Below are 17629 nucleotides of genomic sequence, written 5' to 3' on the forward strand. Positions count from 1 at the left end.
AGCGAGCGAGGCCCCTATAGAAATTAGAAAAGCAGCAAGTGCCGGGGAACCGGAAGCTTGCTGCTTTTCTGCTTGTGCTTGTGCAGATTTTTGAATCACATGGTGATCAGAAGCTGACCCTCTATGCCGCCTCTATCCATTGGGTTGATTGTGAGAGGCTTCGCTCATCAATCTTGTTGTTAAAGCGATGCGGCCGAAGCAGCAGAGGCCCCCGGAGATGAACCGGGAATGGAGCCTGAGGTGGTGGTAGTCTGAGCCGCAGGGCCTTCCAGCTTAACCAGCCGCTTGAGCAGCTTCTTCAGCATAACGGAGGCTTTGACACGAAGAGCCAGGCTACCCGATACATGAACGGTATAAAGTCCGCCAAGGATAGCTTGTTTCAGTTCGGCTACAGTCTCACAAGGCTGAGCCAACTCGTTATAGATGCTACCGTATTGCAGACATTGATGGGTATCGCTGCCCGCTGTAACCGGCTTGCCCAGGTCGGCAGCAAATCGTTCTACATTAGCTTGGTTGACCTCATTTCCGTATTCGTACATATCCTTGGCGTTTAAATCAAAGGCATCCAGCCGCCCTAGTTGCTCCCGGCTCAGATGATGAAGCGGCGTGGACTTGCGGAAGGGATGGGCTCCAATCTTCAGCAACGGGTAGCGTTCGGCCAAGGCCATTAGATCGTCGAAGGGAATAAAGTTGCCTTTCTTCGTGTAGTCTTCCAAGGCTTCTCGCACGCTGAGAACATGTTCCTTGCGTCCGATGATCAGAATATGTCCGTTCTCACGAATGTCGACCTCCATGCCGGGGAAGATGCGCAGTGTGCCAGCCTGATAATACTCTCCGTTGAAGGGATAGAGGCGGTCGAGATGATCATAAACGTCATGGAAACGGCGTGTATTAAAATGCTCGGTCAAAGCGAGGGCATCCAGCCCGTTCGCAATGGCTTCGGCAATCATTTCTTCGTAATAGGCCTGTGAGAAGTCGGTGGCCTTGGATAGTTTGGCGTGGGTATGCAAGTCAATTTTCATCTAAAACACTCCTTGGTTAAGCCAAAATAATAACGCGACATACAGGGCGCTTCCGCCCAAAAACAAAAAATCATGGCGTTGCAACTTGAGATGGGCCAGCTTGAGCTTCTTGGCGGCGGGATTGCGCATGCCGTAGGAGAAGCCACGGGTCTCAAGCGCCTCCACCGTGGTGCGTGACCGCTTGGCTGTAGCCAGCATCAATGGGAAGAAGGCGTAAACGAGCAGCTTAAGGTAGTACACTCCCAGCCGCCAGTACAGCAGACCGTGATGCTCGGGGGCTTTGCCCCGCAAGCGGTAGGATAGCAGCACGTTCCGGAACTCCTCGAATAGCACCGGTAAAATGCGGTAGCCGTAGGATAAGCTGAACGAGAAGGCGGCCGGGACACCTAGGGCCAGCAGGCCGTCGCTGATCTTCTCCGGGTCCATGCCTGAGAACACGGTAATACTGGCTAGCGAGACAACGGATAGCTTCATGGTCAACTTCACCAGGGGCAAAGCGGACGAGATATCTCCGCCGAAGAACAATGAGATAATGAACAGCCAGCCGACCTGTCCAATCAGGCCCAGGCATAACACCAGAATGATGAACGGAGAGACCCGGGAAAGCCAGGTGGTAGCGATCATGAACAAGCACATTCCGGCCAGGACAAGATAGCTGTTCATGAACCACGGGACGATGGCGAAGAACAGATACCAGATCAGCATACCGCGTGGGTCCAGCCGGGACAGGGAGGCGTGGCCGCTGCCGTACGCCGTGTTCATCAGTTCCAGTTGGATGCGGTCGAGCGATATTTTGTTAAACCAGTTGCGGACAAGCTCCATGCGAGAGGGGCTCCTTTCCTGTGAAAGTATGACCTAGCCGCCGGGCCAGCTCTGCTGGAGAGCCGCAAGCCGGGTGAAGGCCAAGTGCCAGAGAGAGTTGCATGCTTTGTGTCAGGGCGAGCCCAGCCTGCTGAACGAGCTGCGGCGAAGCGAAGACCTCTTCTGCTGTCCCATCCGCAAGAATGCGGCCTTGATGCATCACGATAACACGCGTGGCCCAGCGATGCACAAGCTGCATGTCATGGGTGGCGATTATCACGGTGCGGACGTGCTGTCCCAGCTCTTCCAGTGTGCTGAGTAGTTCCTCGCGTGTAGCCAGATCCAGGTTGGCTGTCGGTTCATCCAGCAGCATAATGGCAGGTCTAATCGCCGCTCCAATCGCGAGGGATACCCGGCGCTGCTGGCCACCGCTAAGCAGGCGGGCGTCCCGTTCCTGCAATTCCTCCAGCCGAAAGCTTCCCAGCATACGTTGAAGCGTCTCATCTGCTTCGGGATACCCCCGTCTTTTGAGGCAATACGAAATTTCCTTCTGCACGCTGTCCTCGATGAACATATCTTCCGGGTTCTGGAAGACGAACGCGACATCGTGGGACAGTTGTTCAATCGATACTTTGCTAGTCTCTTGCCCTAGCACGGTCACTGTGCCTTTGGAAGGCTTGGCAATTCCCGCGATCAGCTTCATCAGCGAGGATTTCCCCGCGCCGTTGTTGCCAACCAGTGCGATCCGTTCTCCTTCGTGAATTTGAAGATGGATATCGTGTAGCACGGTTTGCTCGGCTTTGCGAATTGTCCGATAGTTCAAGCTGGCCCCTTCGAATTGAATAACGGGGTTCGGGGTGTTGTCAGTTTGTACTTGCTCCGTAGCCATCAGGGTAGAAATTGAACGGTTTGTCTGCAGTAAATTCTCCGATTGAGCATGCGAGGATTGCAGTAAATCCGTAAAGTAGCCCATTCCCTCTTCCGTTGTAATGGGGTATCGGTTCTGAGGCTGAGTAGCTAGTAGCGCCGCAGCTTGGGTGACCTCAGGTGGCTGAATCCCCAGCCGTTCCAGGTCTTCCAGGCTATTCAGCGCTGCTGCAACCGGGCGCTTCCACAGCACCCGGCCTTGTTCCAGCAGGCAGACCTCTTGGCAATAATCAGCGATAAACTCGGTATGATGCTCGATGACAATGATGGTCTTCCCGTGAGCTTGGTGAAGCTGCTTCAGCACTTCATAGACCTGGCGGGCATGGCTGGGGTCTAGCTGGGAGACCGGCTCATCGACGATGAGAATTTCCGGCTCCAGAGACAATGCGCCAGCCAGCGCAAGCAGATGCTTCTGTCCGCCGCTAAGCTCCCAGATATAGCGATGTTGCAGATGGATTAGGCCACATAGCTCCAAAGCGCGTAACGCCCGCTCCCGGTAATCGCCCAGCCCGTAGTTCAGGGGAGCGAAGCAGGCCTCGTCCAGCACCGTAGGGCGTACCAGTTGATTATCGAAGTCCTGATAGACGTAGCCTACGTGCTTGGAGAGGACGGCGACGTTTTTTTGCAAGGTAGACATGCCCTGAACCCGTACTTCGCCTTCAAAATCTCCGGAATAGTAATGCGGAATCAATCCATTGAACAATTTACATAAGGTTGATTTGCCGCTGCCGTTGCCACCAATGATCGCCGTAAAGGTACCGTGCTCGATGGTTAGAGAGGCGTGGTTCAATACGGGCTGACTGGAGCCGGGATAAGTAAAGGTAACATCGGCAACTTCAATGGCGTATAAAGGTGCTTCTGACGGGGTTGCCTTCCTATTTGTATCAGGCATATGGCGAATTCTCGATGTTATTCCCAGACTGGGCATTTCGGTTCTTTCTGGCACGTAACATAAGCAAGGTAACTACTGCGATGACTGCGGCAATACCAAGGCTCAGCCAAATGGCTCCGATGCCAAAGCGATCAGCAAACCCGCTATCCCACTCCCCGATATTCCAGTCGGTCTCGGACAGGGATTCCGCACCAAACGCGACCAGTGCAAGCACGATGCCTGTAATCACCAGCTTGGGCGAAATAATGCCGGCTGCTTCGTACCGTGTAGTGGATACCCGTGGCTTGATGCCGAGCAGAGGTTCGATTTTGCCATAGAGCCGTGGAACCAGGTAGAGGGTCGGGAGCAAGGCGAACAGAATGCCGGAGAACAGCACATCGTTCAGGAAGCTGACGCCTTCGACGAGGACGACACTTTCAGCCAGGCCGGGAACGGCTTCGAATTCCTCGACGCCAATCCATACTTTACCGATATCGACCAAGGTGCTGCACAGTTGGTGGATAATTACGCCAGTCATGGCTGCGATACCAACCTGCATCCGGTTCTGCGGATTACGAACTAGGCGCCCGGCGACGTACATGGCGAAGGAGAAGGTCAGGAATTTCTCTAGTTCGCCCAAACCGCCGAATTGGCCAAGCATCAGCTCGCCGAAGATGACTTCACCCAGCGCCGCGCCAACGGCGGCATATAAGGGATGGAACAAGATGCACAGGGTCAATGGAATAAAGGCAAAATACTCTACAGATAGTTCGATGGGACCCAGTTGGAAGCTGGGGATGAGCTCGGTGAACATGTTGGACAGGCCGTACAGGGACATCGATAACACAAAAATCATCATTTTCTGCGAAGACGTGAGGGTATACAGGGTCTTACTGCTCATGGAAAGAGCCTCCTTGGCATATTTTTTATGAGGTAGTGCTTTCAGTCTAGTAGCGGAGTATTAAGGGAGAGGGGGCTTTGTGTCAACGCATTGTAATATTTTTTACATAGTGAAAACAATGTAATAAAATTTGCATAACATTAGCGAGCTAGAATGGAGTGGAGTAGATCGAAAAGGCAGGAAACAGGCCGTAAAGGAGACCCGAAGGTCATGACTTTCACCCAACGTTCGGTATTTTCGGATAAAGGCAATTTTTCATCCAGCCAGTTAAAGATCGCCGGATTCGTCGAGCGACACCCGGATGAGGTGTTGTTCATGACGGAGCAGGAGCTTGCCGACCGCATTGGTACGAGCATCGCGACGGTATCAAGGTTTTGGCGTATGGCTGGGTATGAAAATGGCAAGGATTTCAGGCAAAAGCTTCGTTCTGTGATGGATACCACGCCGGCTCATAAGCTGGAAACGACGATCTCGCGGCTGGAGCCCGCAAGCCTGCCAGTCAAGATGCTAGAGCAGACGAAAGTTCACTTGCGGGAGACGGCGGAGCAGACGGACCCGGAGGAGCTGAAAAGGGTGGCTTCACTAATGGCTGGAGCAAGACGGATTTATGTCTATGCCCCGGGACCATCCGTGGCGCTTGGCGAGTTGCTGTTCTATCGGCTATCCAGATTCGGTATGTCAGTGCGAATGATGGCGGCAAGTGGTCATGAGCTTTTGGAGTCGCTGGCTCATTTGCAGCCGGAGGATGTGGTGCTGCTATTTAGCTTCACAAGGCTCTTGCCGGAGAGTGAGGTTATTCTGGATTGTGCCAAGCGGGTGGGCTGTCCTTCCGTGATGATTACGGATCGGGAGGAGTTCTGCTATGATCCGGAGCTTGCCGCAGCCTTCTATGTCAGCCGGGGCGAGATGGGGGAGTTCCATTCGATGGTAACCCCGCTGCTGCTAGTGGAGCAGATCATCTTGAGTATAGGTCTGTTAAGTAAGGAGCAGGTGTTATCGAAGCTGGAGGTATTAAGCGAACTTCGGGCCAGATATGCAGATCGACTACCGCGAGGGAAGGCGTAGAAGAAGTGGGCCGATTTTCTTTCTTGGCCAAGTTCAGCCTTAACATCAAATGGAGACCTACATTATTGTAGGCCTCCATGGGTTTGTTCATAGTTCATTTCTATAGAAGATTAAGGTTATAGTGCTGATTTGGCTTTGATCTCCTCAATAATTTCGCTAGTTGGGCTGACTTGGCCAAATTCGTAGGCAATCACGCTGAGCGTTGTGCGTTGAATTTCATCCGCAGAGATTGCCCCCCAACCCATGTCCGGGTAATCCATCGGGGCATTGGCATCACTGAGGAAAATGATCTTGTATTCCCGGTGGGCCCCATCCCGCACGGTAGTCTCGCAGCATACGTTGGTGACGGTCCCGCAGATAATGATCGTGTTCACATCGTTGGCCCGCAATATGGTGTCCAAATCTGTATCGTGGAAGCCGCTATAAAATAGCTTGTCTACAATAATGTCCTGCGGCTCAGGAGTCAGTTCATCGATAATTTCAACTCCAGGGATGCCCCGCTTGAGAATTTCATTGGCATTCGGATACATATCCAGGAATCGCCCCGTGTCGCTTCCGTCACCCCGGACGATATGGCGTAGATAGACTACGGGCATACCGGCCGCCCGAGCAGCTGCGTTAAGCTCCTGAATGTTCTCAATAATGCCTGCGGTACGTGGCACGTATAGGGCTTCATCCTCCTTGCAGAACACATTTTGCATATCCACGACAATGACGGCTGTCCGCTTCGGATCAATATCCCATCTGACTTTATTCTTGATGCTCATCGGTAACACTCTCCTTAATAGGTTGGTTGATTGCGGGTTGCTTGATTAAGCGGCTTCTGTTGGCATAGGGTCTTGTGGCTTCAGTGTCGCTTCACGGCGTTCCAGCATAGGGCGAATCCACACGTTGATCGTTGTATTCAGTACGATTAGCATAATCACGCCGACGAGCATAGGTTGGGTGACGATACTCTGAATGGCAAGCGGGAGTCCAGCAGTCAGTTCAGCCGGGAGATACATGGTACCGAGGGAGATGATGAAGGAAGAACCAGCCACAGCCAGATTCAATTCATCCCATTTGACTTTGCTCACCATCTGTATTCCGCTAATGGCAATGATCCCGAACAATATGGTAGAGGCGGCGGACAGGACGGCTCCGGGGAGCGAGGCGATGAACAAGCCAACCTTAGGGATGAGTCCTAAAATAACGGCCATCACCCCGGCGGTCATGGTGACATAACGGCTACCAATGCCAGAAACACGGATGATACCGATGTTTTCAGGGTAAGAGGTCGTTCCGAGCCCGCCAAACACGGCACCTAGAGTACAGCCGAGGAATTCCCCGAACAGGCCACGGTTAACGCGGGAGCTATCCAGCTCTTGCTTGCCCCATTTAGTGAGGAGTGTATACATGCCGACCGCTTCGGCGGAAGCTTGCAGGAAGGCTAGTAGCATCAGAATGACCACGGGAATGGAGATACCGAATCCAAACGGGAAAATCTGTGGCAGGCGGAACCATCCTGCGGAAGCAACGGCTGAGAAGTCGACGGAACCGAAGATGGAGAAGAAGAGGGTGCCTACAATAATTCCCCAGAGCAGGGCGCCGCGGCGGATAATGGTGTTACCCCCGAAGATCATGCAGACGAGCACGCAGACCACGGTAATTAGGGAGGCGGTAAAGTTCATGCCGATGTTGGCGCTGCCGAACCAGTTCTTGAGGCCGATGTCGGCAAGCTGAGCGCCGATGATGACCAGCAGGGTGCCGTAAACGATCGGCGGGGCAATAAATTTATTAATGTGGCCGATCAGACCGAATCTGCGAATGGGAATGGCCAGCAGCATAAAGATGACGCCTGCTACAGCCATGGAGCCGAACGCTGTACCCAGTCCGACGCTGGCGCTAGCCGAAAGAATAGCTACAAAGAAGGCGGCAGTAGGACCTTGGACCACCGGGAGTCGCAGCATTTTGCCCGATTGCAGGATTGTCACCAGTCCCGTCGTCAGGAAGCAGGCTTGGATCAAATAGCCAACGACTTCAAAATCAAGGCCTAGTGCCTGACCGATCAGGACTGGAAACAAGAAGATGCCGGTTAGGGCTAATAAATGCTGAAATCCGTAAGTGACGTTGGCGCCAAAGGAAAGCTTCTCCTCGATACCGACCTGCAGGGTTTGGTTGTCTTCGTGTTCGTGATTCATGGTTAGTCCCCCTTTAAAAGTTAAATGGATAAATATTCAACATATCATCAGATGTTTGGGAAAAGGCAAGATCATCCGATGTTTACAACATCAATGTTCTGTGCGGCGAATTGCTTCGCTTCTTCGCTGCTCTTATTTACGATGGAGCGGTACATGGCTTCGTGATAAACTGTGTTATCTTCATACTGCCGGGTATCCAGAAGAAGTTGGCTTAGCATTTCCTTCAGGCTTTCCGCTACGACCTTGTACATTTCAAGTAAAACTTCGTTTTTCCCAGCCTCAGCCACCGCGATATGAAAAGAGATATCTGCTTCTACATATTCGGCGTAGTGGCCTTTCTCCAACGCTTCTTGTCTTAGATCCAGGGCGGATCGCATCAGGGCAAGGTCGGAAGTAGTTCTTCTTAAGGCAGCCAAGCCAGCAAGCTCAATTTCTAGAATCCGCCGAGCCTCCATGACCTGAGTATAGTTCTTGGGAGTAATCGCCTGACTTACGCCTGTAAGATCGGAGGATGCCGACCGGATATAGGTTCCATCCCCTTGGCGCACTTCCAGCAGACCGGCATGGGTCAATACCTTGACGGCTTCCCGGATGGTGGATCTTCCCACCGCCAGCAGCTTCATGAGCTCGGGTTCAGGGGGTAGCTTGTCCCCGCTTTTGTATTGGCCGGACTGGATGAGTCGTTGCATTTGGTCCAGCACTTCATCGACCAGTTTGCGGCGTGGAATAGCTTTGAACTCCGGATATGCCATTGTCAGCCTCCTTTTATGTCAGGTTTTATCACTCTTGGCAATTTTTCAGCTCGTTTTCATGTGATGTTTCACAGTATAGGGGGCTGTTTTCAAAAAATCAAGCAATTTTTTTATTTTATGTAAGGTAACCTAACATATAAACTTGACATAAGTTTTGAAATGGGCGTATTCTAAGTGGCAAGGAAACATCTGATGACTGATGTTATAGGAGTAAAAGTAAGGACAATATGAGGTTGCAAGGAGCTTGCTGCTAGGGCAAGACTTCTTTGTGAAGACAGGAGACAGGATGGAAACGAGACTAAGCCACCTTCCGTGGGTGCACACGAATTATTTAATGATCCGACTTTTACTGTTTGGAGCGGCCTTGTTTATTTTATCTTCTCTATATGTAACGGTGCCTTTGCTTCCGGTATTTGTGGATCAATTCCATATTGAGGCGGGCAAGGCGGCTTTGTCGGGAAGTGCATTTTCTTTGTTCTTCGCTACAGGGTGCCTGGTCTATGGACCCTTATCCAGCAGAGTAGGGCGCAAGCGCACGATGGTTATAGGCTTGGCCGTATTAACTGTTGCTACAGCCTGTGTTGGCTACGCAACCAGCTTTGAGCTGCTGGTGCTGCTTAGAGCCTTGCAGGGAGCGGCGGCGGCCACATTCTCGCCGGTGGCTCTGACGTATGCAGGGGAGACCTTCCCTCCGAAGCAGAGAGTAACGGCCATTGGCTTCATCAGCTCGGGATTTCTAATGGCTGGGATCTTCGGGCAGGTATGGGCCAGCTCATTGGCTTCGCTGGTCGGCTGGCCTTGGGTATTCAAAGGCTTAGCTGCATTGTATCTATTGGTGCTGCTGCTGTTGGCGTTATGGCTACCGTCCTCCCCGGTGCCGCCAGGTTTGACACGGCAGGGACAAATGAAAGGAACTCCACGCTGGTATGTTGTGCTATTGCGGCGGAACCTGCTACTGTGCTACGGCATTACTTTGACTATTTTGCTTAGCTTTGTGGGGATGTATAGTGTGCTGGGGTCACTTCTGAGTCAGGCTCCGTATTCGCTTAGTGATATGGATATCCTGGGTATTCGCTCTCTCGGGATGGTTGGGATGGTGTTGTCTTTCTATGCGGGCGGGATGTGCCGAAAATGGGGCAAGCTTCGGGTGCTTCGCGTCGGATTGGCGGGCTCGCTGGGGGCCTTGGTCGTGATGTCTTTGGTGCAGCATCTGGTGTTGTATGTGGCGATGAGCGTGGTGTTTGTTGCAGGAATTGCCGTGGTGGTGCCCGCGCTAATCTCTCTAATCGGGGAGCTTGGTAACGAGAATCGGGGCGTGGCGACCTCAGTCTATACCTTTGTCTTGTTTGCCGGGGCCAGTGTGGGTCCGATATTAGCGGCATCTCTGCTCGGAAGTGGGCAGACTGCACTGCCGCTCCTGGTCTTCGCCGGTATTTTGCTGGTGGCCTTCGCTTGTTCGCTGTGGGTTCGAGTGTCAGAAGAGAGGGAGAAAGGACTCTCTCAAACGGTAAAATAAGGGCGTGGATCCCCAAATGTACACGATGGTTCATTGCTGTAGATTGAGCAGTATGATGGACGGTAAACTGAACAGTAAGTTGGACAGTAAGGTGGCAGTTAAGTTGGAAGAACTGCTATGGACGCCTTCCTCGGAGTCATTTAGTGGAATATCGGAGGCAATTGCTCTATGTCCGGCTCGTGCATCAGGGTAATGTGTAGGGTCTGCTGCTCATCAATGGTAGCGAGAAAGATATCTGACATTTGCAGCTTGCGTTGCTGGAGTTGCTCCTGCACCCATTGCTCTTGCAGGCCGAGCCTGTTTAACAGCGGAGTGTTGAGCTCGCCTTCCTTAATTAGTGGATAAGACAACGGCTGGGCTGGTTGTTCCATCACGCTCAGCTTGCCGCTGCCCTCCAGCATGGCGAGTTCTACGGTACTTAGGTCAAACACTTGATTCTCTCTGAGCATCTGCAGCAGGCTGTCTACGGAATATTGAGCTTTTTTCAGATTGGTATGTACAATCTTGCCTTGATGGACGACGACCAACGGCTCAAAGGTAATGAGCTTGCCGAATCGACGAAATCGGATTGTGCCGTGGGCAAATAGCTTTTGCAGCAGGCCAATCATCAGCACCGCGAACATAATCGGGAGATGCTTGACATCGGTCTCGGAAATATCGGCCCCAACTACAGAGCCCAGGGTCAACACGATCAGGAAATCGAATACGGGCATTTCCCCAATTGATTTGCGGCCCATAAATAAAGTGATGGCGAGTAAAAAGGGATAGATCGTGATGATACGCAGTGCAATTAAGCCAAGCGTAGGCAGAAGTTCCAAACGAAGGGCTCCTTTCTGGTTCGTGATTATTGTTATTGTTGATTGGAAACGACAAATTTATCCGTATTAGCGTGGCTTACATGGGTGTAGAGATGATCTGATCTGAGACGTGAGATGGGCTGTTGCTGGTTGGTGCGGGGCCGTTGGCGGAGCGTTCTGTCCTTGCTTTTGCAGCTTTAAATTGTTACAATAAATGTCTGATTAACTGCCTGATGTAGCTTCAGAAGGAGGATGGACATGGGTAAAAAAAATGATGGCAAGGTGCTCGCACAGAACAAAAAAGCTTCCCATGATTATTTCATCGAGGATACCTATGAAGCGGGCATGGTGCTGACCGGTACGGAGATTAAGTCGATTCGGAATGCCCGGGTGAACATCGGGGATGCGTTTGCGACCATTCGTAATGGCGAGATACATATTCATAACATGCATATTAGCCCGTTTGAGCAGGGGAACCGCAGTAATCCCACGGACCCCACGCGGACGCGGAAGCTGTTGATGCATAAAGTACAGATTAGCAAGCTGCTCGGCTTGTCCAAGCAGGATGGCTATTCGATCGTCCCACTGAAGATCTACATTCGTAACGGGTACGCCAAGCTATTGCTGGGCCTGGGTAAAGGGAAAAAGCAATATGACAAGCGTGATACTGCTGCGAAAAGGGATGCTCAGCGTGATATTCAGCGTGCCTTGCGTGAGAAGCAGAAGGTGGCCAGGTAACGTTTGTTTTACCTAATCATAAAAAGAAAAACCTCAGTTCGAACCGCGAGATGCTTCCATTCTTCGTGTTCGATCTGAGGTTTATTTGTTGTATGTGTTAAATGTATGTTGCTTGAAGTTTACATTGAGGTTGGGGGATCTTTGCGCTCCTTCTCAATATCAAACTTGGACTTGAACCGATCCTCCTCGGGCGTTGGACTCACATTTTGAGCTTGCGCTGGGAAGGACGTATCTGGAGATGGGGAGTATGTCTCAGGGGCTGAATCGCTATTTTTGTTCTTGCCCCGAAGTTTTCTGAAGAGCCATGCGAATGGAATGACGATAAAGAACCAGAACTTCTTAGCCACCACTGCCAGAATGGAAATCAAGCCGGCCTTCTTGGCAGCGACCAGTCCCGCACCACCCAGAATCAATCCCGATAATCCCGAAGAGGATGATTTGTCGGTCGCTGGATCATAGTCTGTATAGGCTTGGCCTGATACTGGGGTCAATGAGGGCAGAATTTCCGCTTCAAGCACCTTACGGTCGGCATCAAGATTGTCCGGATCGGACACGAGAATAACGGATATGTATCCCAAACGGGTGAGAATACGCGAATTATAATTAATGAACGGCTCTCCTTGGGAATCCTTGAGGAGCAGAGCCCATGTCAGGCTACGCAGACTCTCATCATAGTGCGGAGGTGCAAACCATCCCTCGATGCTTAAATGATGATCCTCCGGAAGCTGTTTGTTGGCTTCTTTCTGCCCGGCTTTGTAGCTTTTTAACAGGTCATCGGCATCGATATCTGTTTTGTCCTCGTCCGAGATATGTCCGGATTCATCGTATTCGAAGTACACGACCCAATTCTGACTCTCGTCTGCGGGCTCGATGTAACCAATTTCGGTATACGTAGGGAGCTCCATGATGCCTTCCAGCATGGCAATGGTGTTGTCATCGTCCAGAAAGAAATAGTTCTCTGGCAGCGTGAGCTTAGCGATATTTCCCAATAATACTTCCTGACCTTGACCCTCGATCCAATCCAATTGCGGATCAGCTTGTTCGGCATTTGCGCTGACTGGTATAGCCAGGGTGCCAAGGGCCAGCAAGAACGACATGAGCAGTATGCCGAGCTTACTATAAACGTTGTTTCTCTTCATAACTTCCCTCCACTGTCAATTTCCTATCTTTTTTATCATCGGAATATTTTTGCCAAGAATTGAGGGGGAGGGGAGATTATAAGGCTTTAGATTCAGGGGGGGACCTGTGCTCGCTTTCACTAAAAGTGAAAACAAATTGCTGGCGGTAGAATGGAGAGTGAATCGTCAGCTTGCTTTCGGAATGCTGAATTTGGTACAATAAAGTTCCTTGGTCTAGCGGATTTTCCAGCAACCCACAAGGTATTTGGGCTGGGAAATGTGTTATACTAAGTTTGTTTCTAATGAAGACGATGGTTAGCATTCCGTGCTCAGCCGTCCAATTCCAAATTCGGGGGCGTTTTTGGATTCGACGGGGGTAGATCGAGCGTGGGTTGCGGGTAGTGGGGACGCGTCCGCTTTATCAACGCTAAAGCCAATTAAATGGCAAACAACAAAACAACTACGCTTTCGCAGCTTAATAACCTGTGAGCGTGCTCCTCTCCTGCATCGCCCATGTGCCGGATGTAGGGGCTAACTTATAGTGGGATACGCTGTCACATCTCCGCCTGGGGTGTGTTGAAGAAGACAATCAGGCTGACCTGAAGAGAACCGCGTTGTAGGGGGTCCCCTCAGGTGACATCAAAACTACAACTACACCCGTAGATGCCTATGTGGCGTTGCCTTCGGACAGGGGTTCGACTCCCCTCGCCTCCATCTAAGTACTAAAAAACGGACACCAAGTGGTGTCCGTTTTTGCTAGTTCGAATTAAGTTTTACGGAGCGATGTAACGAACTGATGGAGAGTAGTCATGTGACTATTTAGGACACTTAGAAGAGCACTAAGGACTGTGCTATAATATTATCAATAAAATACAGAATCCAAGTGAGGTGCAAAACCAATGCTACCCCAAAGGGAAGAACTACAGCGGATATTGAAAAAAGCTAATCAGCATGCAGTAACTGAGGCGAAAAAAGCTGGAGCCTCCATTTATTATATAAAAGACGGCAAAAGGATTCGTGAAGATGCCACTGGTCAAAAATTTGAGATTATTTACGATGTAGCCGGTAATCGTACTGAGCTTGTCACTCATGACTGAATCAGAGCCTATAATGACGGTATTCGCTGGCACTAATGGAGCTGGGAAAAGCACTATTAGCTATCAAATGAGGGATTATGTTGGAACGATTATTGATCCTGATCAGATTGCTAAAAGGATTAACCCGGTGGACCCTAGAAGTGCAGATTTGTCTGCTGGACGAGAGGCAGTAAAGCAAATAAGAAAGTTAATCGACAGAAAAGAAAATTTTGCTATAGAGACTACTCTGTCGGGAAGTTTTGTTTTACGTCATATGAAGACAGCTAAAGAACAGGGTTATAAGGTTGTCGTATATTATATTGGCTTGCAAGATGTACAAATGCATATTGATCGGGTAGCTTCAAGAGTGGAACAAGGAGGGCATTGGATTGCAGAGAAAGACATTCGGTGGCGTTATGGTCAATCTCTCAGTAATTTGAAGCCTGCTTTGGAGATTTCAGATGAAGTCACCATTATCGATAACACCAGTGAGCCGGAAATTGTGGCGGAGATTAAACATTCACAGATTAATTTTCGTAAAGAATTGATTCCTCCTTGGGCTAGAGAAGCTATTACGTACAGTTCAAATAGCGGATGCCGCTGAATTTCGGTTTTGATTAGCCACAGTTCACCTCCATTTAAGTACTGAAAAACGGACACCATCTGGTGTCCGTTTTTGTTCATTTATAGGTATGAACATACTTTTTGACCTGTCCCTTTTTCTTTAAATAAATTTCCCTCTTCTAATTTTACACTAAGTGCGATAATATAATTACACCCAGTGTATAAAAATATTGTGTGCAATTAATTAATGGAAGGGGATTAACATTGAATGGTTAATAAAATAGCGCGGCAAACGGTCATTATTACGGGAGGTAACTCGGGTCTGGGATACGCTTGCGCAAATACACTATTGATGTCATCGCAGCCGTATCATGTCATTCTTGCATGCCGTAACCCTGAGCGTGCAGAAGAGGCAGTTCATTTACTACGCAAGTCCGCCATGACTGAAGCGAGCGTGGAGGCGATGGTGTTGGATCTTGCATCGTTCGCATCAGTCCGTGCTTTCTCAGCAAAGCTTAAGCAAAGGCTGGAAGCTAAAGAAATCCCACCTTTGTATGGCCTTGTCTGCAATGCAGGCGTTCAGGGTAAGAAGGTATTTACGGTGGATGGCTTTGAATCAACCTTCGCAGTAAACATTCTCGGGCACTATTTGCTTATTGACCTACTGCTTCCATCATTTATGAAGCCTGCCCGAATTGCTATTGTTGCTAGCGGTGTGCATGACCCAGCGCAAATGGAGGGACTTCCTGCTGGAGCTACCGTTCCAGCACCGGCCTGGAATTCAACGTTCGCTTTAGCCAAAGGAGAGCTTGGACCTTCCGCTGCCAATGACGATGAAAATGCTGACCGCGGGCGCAGATACTCTACATCTAAGCTTGCTAGTATATACCTCACATATGGACTTGCTCAGCAACTGCCCGAGGGAATCACCGTTAATGCATTTGACCCAGGTATGATGCCTGGAACCGGCCTTGCGCGCGAGTATACGGGTTTAATCCGATTTATGTGGGATTTAGTAATGCCTAGAGTCCTACCACTGATGCGAAGGTTCATTACACAAAATATCCATTCACCCAAGGAATCTGGTATAGCATTGGTACGACTTATCACCGATCCAGCAATGAATGGTATTAGTGGTAAATACTTTGAAGGTCTAAAAGAAATCCGATCTTCCATCGAGTCATATGATGAGGAGCGTGCTATGGAACTCTTGCATAGCAGCGCGGTTCTCACAGCAATTGAAGCGCCAACTCTTTAGATAATACAGTCTAACTAGACGGATTGCCGCATATTTGCTACAATTTTTGCGAGTTTGGTCTCAGAACCGGAAGGAGCAGAAAAGGCATGTCCAAAGACACCTCTAACGGTCTTCGTGAACGAAAGAAACGAGAAACGCGTAAACGGATTGTTGAAAAAAGCTTGGAGTTGTTTTTTTCGAAGGGATTCGAGCAAACGACTTTGGATGAGATCGCTTTAGCGGCTAATATTTCACGCCGGACTTTTTTCTATTATTTCAAGTCTAAAGAAAATGTTCTGCTTGCAAAATACGACGAACTCTTGGATGAGTTGCGAGTAGTAATGCTTAAGGAAGCAATAAATCAATCTCCATTTGATGCTGCAAAAAGCTGCCTGCTAAAAATGGCATCCCTATACGTGACAAAGGAAACCGTTGATTTAGACAGGGTCATAAGCTCGTCCGAGTCGCTACGCAAACGGAAAGAAGTCTTTAATCTGGATATGGAGAACGTTTTAGCAGAACTTTTGTGTGAATTGTGGCCAGCAGAGGAGCAGTCTTCACTTCGCCTCATAGCCATGATTGTGATAGGTACCGTTCGTATTTCTCAAGATAGCTGGAGACAAGAACAGGGCCGCTATCCATTAGCTCATTATCTTGAACATAATTTCGCGCTTTTACAGAATCAATTCTGATTTACAGGGATTCAGGCTCTCGTCCTATAACAGCAACAGAAAAGCGACCTTAATCGGTCGCTTTTTTCACAATAATTCCATTCCATCTTGGATAGGAACTTAAAAGGACTCACTCCAGCAAAAACTTTTGCGTAACTAATAGTAGTTATTTAGCCCGTGTTGGCGGATAAGGTTGAGCTCTTCTGGAGTCATCAAGCCAGATCGAAATAAATTTAGATATTCCTCTGAGACGCTTTGGTTAAAAATCAGCAAATCATCTGTATTGATCGTTACCGGGACTCCGTGATCGAAAAGAGCGCGGATGGGATGCTCAGCATAACTATCCGCTACCTTTAGCATCACATTGCTGGTAGGGCATACATGCAAGGTAATAAGATGATCAGCCAGCCATCTAATGATTTGAGGCGATTTAGCGGCAGCGATGCCATGATGAACCTCCTGCAATTCAAGTTCCTCAACGGCTTCCATTACATCATCGGCAGAGCCAAATTCCCCGACATGGGCACGAAGCTTTATTCCGTAAGATTGGGCACGGCGGTATATAGTCTTGAAAGCAGTAATAGGTTGTGCTAGCTCATTGTTGCATATATCAATTGACGTGAACCAGCCGTAGGAGAGCATTTCCTCTACCTGATTCAGAATTGCTTCTGGATGATCTGCCCGGTCCAAGGCTAACTCGGGATAAAATTTAGTGTTGGGAGCAAAGCGCTGATGGAGGTCGTTAATCGTACTCATGAACGGCTCCATGGAACCAAGGGATTCTACTTCCCCTATGCCAAAGCTCATGGACAGTAGGGTGACTCGATCTTGTTGCGCTTGGGCAAAGGAAGCTTCAATCCGCTTAAGATATCCCTGAAGTCCCGGGCAATGAACTTTAACATTCTTCTCAAACCACTGTTGCATTTCGCTTAGGTTATCAAATGGCTGAGTCGGAGGGTAAATGGCGGCTCTGGCCCAATGCCCGATATAATTCATATTTCCACCGCGTCCGGCATGGCTATGCAGATCGCTCTTGGGGACGTGTTGCAATTCAGCTAAGGAACCAATCAGAAGAGCCTGGATAAATGCATCCTCCATAGCCGTAACCCCTTCCTGCTTGTTGGGCATCTATTCGTACCATGATAGCACATATTATTTCGTTGCTAAATTATGAGGGTCACAAACAATACAAAGGTTACCTGAAGAAGTCTCTATCCATTCCTTGAAGGAATTCATTGCTTTTAACGAAAAAAATGCAGAGAAAGCCTTGAAATATGGACAAAGAAACTAAAACAGAACGCCAGTTTGGAAGGAGGGGGGGGCAAGAACTAGAATTATATAGAATGTAGATTTGAGCGTCGTTGTATCTAAATTATTAGTGAAATATCTTAAT

The 17629-nt window shown here is 49.5% G+C and carries 17 protein-coding genes and 1 other RNA gene; 8 read left to right on the forward strand and 10 right to left on the reverse strand.

Going from position 1 to position 17629, the window contains the following annotated elements; genetic code table 11:
- Positions 1-179: 179 nt before the first annotated feature.
- From AC1VOR_RS14310 to AC1VOR_RS14325, 4 genes are read right to left on the reverse strand one after another with little or no spacing between them, the layout of a single operon-like run.
- Positions 180-1022: a PHP domain-containing protein gene (locus AC1VOR_RS14310; protein WP_482618620.1), complete on the reverse strand. Its 843-nt coding sequence runs from the start codon at positions 1020-1022 to the stop codon at positions 180-182.
- Entirely contained in the window at positions 1023-1844 is an 822-nt protein-coding gene (locus AC1VOR_RS14315; protein ID WP_482618621.1) for an energy-coupling factor transporter transmembrane component T family protein, read from the reverse strand.
- Positions 1819-3642, reverse strand: a complete 1824-nt coding sequence (locus AC1VOR_RS14320; protein ID WP_482618622.1) for an ABC transporter ATP-binding protein — start codon at positions 3640-3642, stop codon at positions 1819-1821. Before AC1VOR_RS14320 ends, AC1VOR_RS14315 begins: the two co-directional genes overlap by 26 nt.
- The gene (locus tag AC1VOR_RS14325) at positions 3635-4522 is read right to left on the reverse strand and encodes a DUF8171 family membrane protein (protein WP_482618623.1); all 888 of its coding nucleotides are present in this window, start codon (positions 4520-4522) and stop codon (positions 3635-3637) included. Before AC1VOR_RS14325 ends, AC1VOR_RS14320 begins: the two co-directional genes overlap by 8 nt.
- 210 nt (positions 4523-4732) lie before the next feature.
- Between AC1VOR_RS14325 and AC1VOR_RS14330 the strand changes: the two genes are divergently transcribed.
- The gene (locus tag AC1VOR_RS14330; protein ID WP_482618624.1) at positions 4733-5587 is read left to right on the forward strand and encodes a MurR/RpiR family transcriptional regulator; all 855 of its coding nucleotides are present in this window, start codon (positions 4733-4735) and stop codon (positions 5585-5587) included.
- Positions 5588-5703: 116 nt separating this feature from the next.
- Here the strand turns inward: AC1VOR_RS14330 and AC1VOR_RS14335 are convergent, their stop codons facing one another.
- The 3 genes from AC1VOR_RS14335 to AC1VOR_RS14345 all read right to left on the reverse strand — a co-directional run bounded on the left by AC1VOR_RS14335 (position 5704) and on the right by AC1VOR_RS14345 (position 8519).
- Positions 5704-6354: an isochorismatase family protein gene (locus AC1VOR_RS14335; RefSeq protein WP_482618625.1), complete on the reverse strand. Its 651-nt coding sequence runs from the start codon at positions 6352-6354 to the stop codon at positions 5704-5706.
- A 45-nt stretch (positions 6355-6399) separates the two neighbouring features.
- Positions 6400-7767 (reverse strand): uracil-xanthine permease family protein, encoded by a 1368-nt coding sequence (locus AC1VOR_RS14340; protein WP_482618626.1) that lies wholly within the window; start codon positions 7765-7767, stop codon positions 6400-6402.
- Positions 7768-7838: 71 nt separating this feature from the next.
- Entirely contained in the window at positions 7839-8519 is a 681-nt protein-coding gene (locus AC1VOR_RS14345; RefSeq protein ID WP_482618627.1) for a FadR/GntR family transcriptional regulator, read from the reverse strand.
- 286 nt (positions 8520-8805) lie between these two features.
- On the opposite strand from AC1VOR_RS14345, the gene AC1VOR_RS14350 reads away from it, so the two are divergent.
- Positions 8806-10035, forward strand: a complete 1230-nt coding sequence (locus AC1VOR_RS14350; RefSeq protein ID WP_482618628.1) for an MFS transporter — start codon at positions 8806-8808, stop codon at positions 10033-10035.
- Between the two features lie 140 nt (positions 10036-10175).
- On the opposite strand, the gene AC1VOR_RS14355 is transcribed toward AC1VOR_RS14350, so the two are convergent.
- Positions 10176-10853, reverse strand: coding sequence for a DUF421 domain-containing protein (locus AC1VOR_RS14355; RefSeq protein ID WP_482618629.1), 678 nt, complete (start codon positions 10851-10853; stop codon positions 10176-10178).
- A 237-nt stretch (positions 10854-11090) separates the two neighbouring features.
- On the opposite strand from AC1VOR_RS14355, the gene smpB reads away from it, so the two are divergent.
- Positions 11091-11570, forward strand: coding sequence for an SsrA-binding protein SmpB (smpB, locus tag AC1VOR_RS14360; RefSeq protein ID WP_059048838.1), 480 nt, complete (start codon positions 11091-11093; stop codon positions 11568-11570).
- Positions 11571-11689: 119 nt separating this feature from the next.
- On the opposite strand, the gene AC1VOR_RS14365 is transcribed toward smpB, so the two are convergent.
- Entirely contained in the window at positions 11690-12709 is a 1020-nt protein-coding gene (locus AC1VOR_RS14365) for a DUF2167 domain-containing protein (protein ID WP_482618630.1), read from the reverse strand.
- Between the two features lie 330 nt (positions 12710-13039).
- Between AC1VOR_RS14365 and ssrA the strand changes: the two genes are divergently transcribed.
- The 5 genes from ssrA (at position 13040) to AC1VOR_RS14390 (ending at position 16257) form a co-directional block, all read left to right on the forward strand.
- Positions 13040-13405: a transfer-messenger RNA gene (ssrA, locus tag AC1VOR_RS14370) on the forward strand.
- A gap of 182 nt (positions 13406-13587) precedes the next feature.
- Entirely contained in the window at positions 13588-13785 is a 198-nt protein-coding gene (locus AC1VOR_RS14375; protein WP_482618631.1) for a hypothetical protein, read from the forward strand.
- Positions 13778-14368 carry an ATPase gene (locus AC1VOR_RS14380; RefSeq protein WP_482618632.1) on the forward strand — a complete coding sequence of 197 codons (591 nt, stop codon included), beginning with the start codon at positions 13778-13780 and terminating at the stop codon, positions 14366-14368. The genes AC1VOR_RS14375 and AC1VOR_RS14380 overlap by 8 nt, the downstream gene beginning before the upstream one ends.
- 228 nt (positions 14369-14596) lie before the next feature.
- Positions 14597-15586 carry an SDR family NAD(P)-dependent oxidoreductase gene (locus tag AC1VOR_RS14385; protein ID WP_482618633.1) on the forward strand — a complete coding sequence of 330 codons (990 nt, stop codon included), beginning with the start codon at positions 14597-14599 and terminating at the stop codon, positions 15584-15586.
- Between the two features lie 86 nt (positions 15587-15672).
- Complete coding sequence (locus AC1VOR_RS14390; RefSeq protein WP_482618634.1) at positions 15673-16257, forward strand: TetR/AcrR family transcriptional regulator; 585 nt, start codon at positions 15673-15675, stop codon at positions 16255-16257.
- 135 nt (positions 16258-16392) lie between these two features.
- Here the strand turns inward: AC1VOR_RS14390 and AC1VOR_RS14395 are convergent, their stop codons facing one another.
- Entirely contained in the window at positions 16393-17334 is a 942-nt protein-coding gene (locus AC1VOR_RS14395) for an amidohydrolase family protein (protein WP_482618635.1), read from the reverse strand.
- Between the last annotated feature and the right edge of the window lie 295 nt (positions 17335-17629).

This window comes from Paenibacillus sp. 1SOY10, from assembly GCF_056836745.1.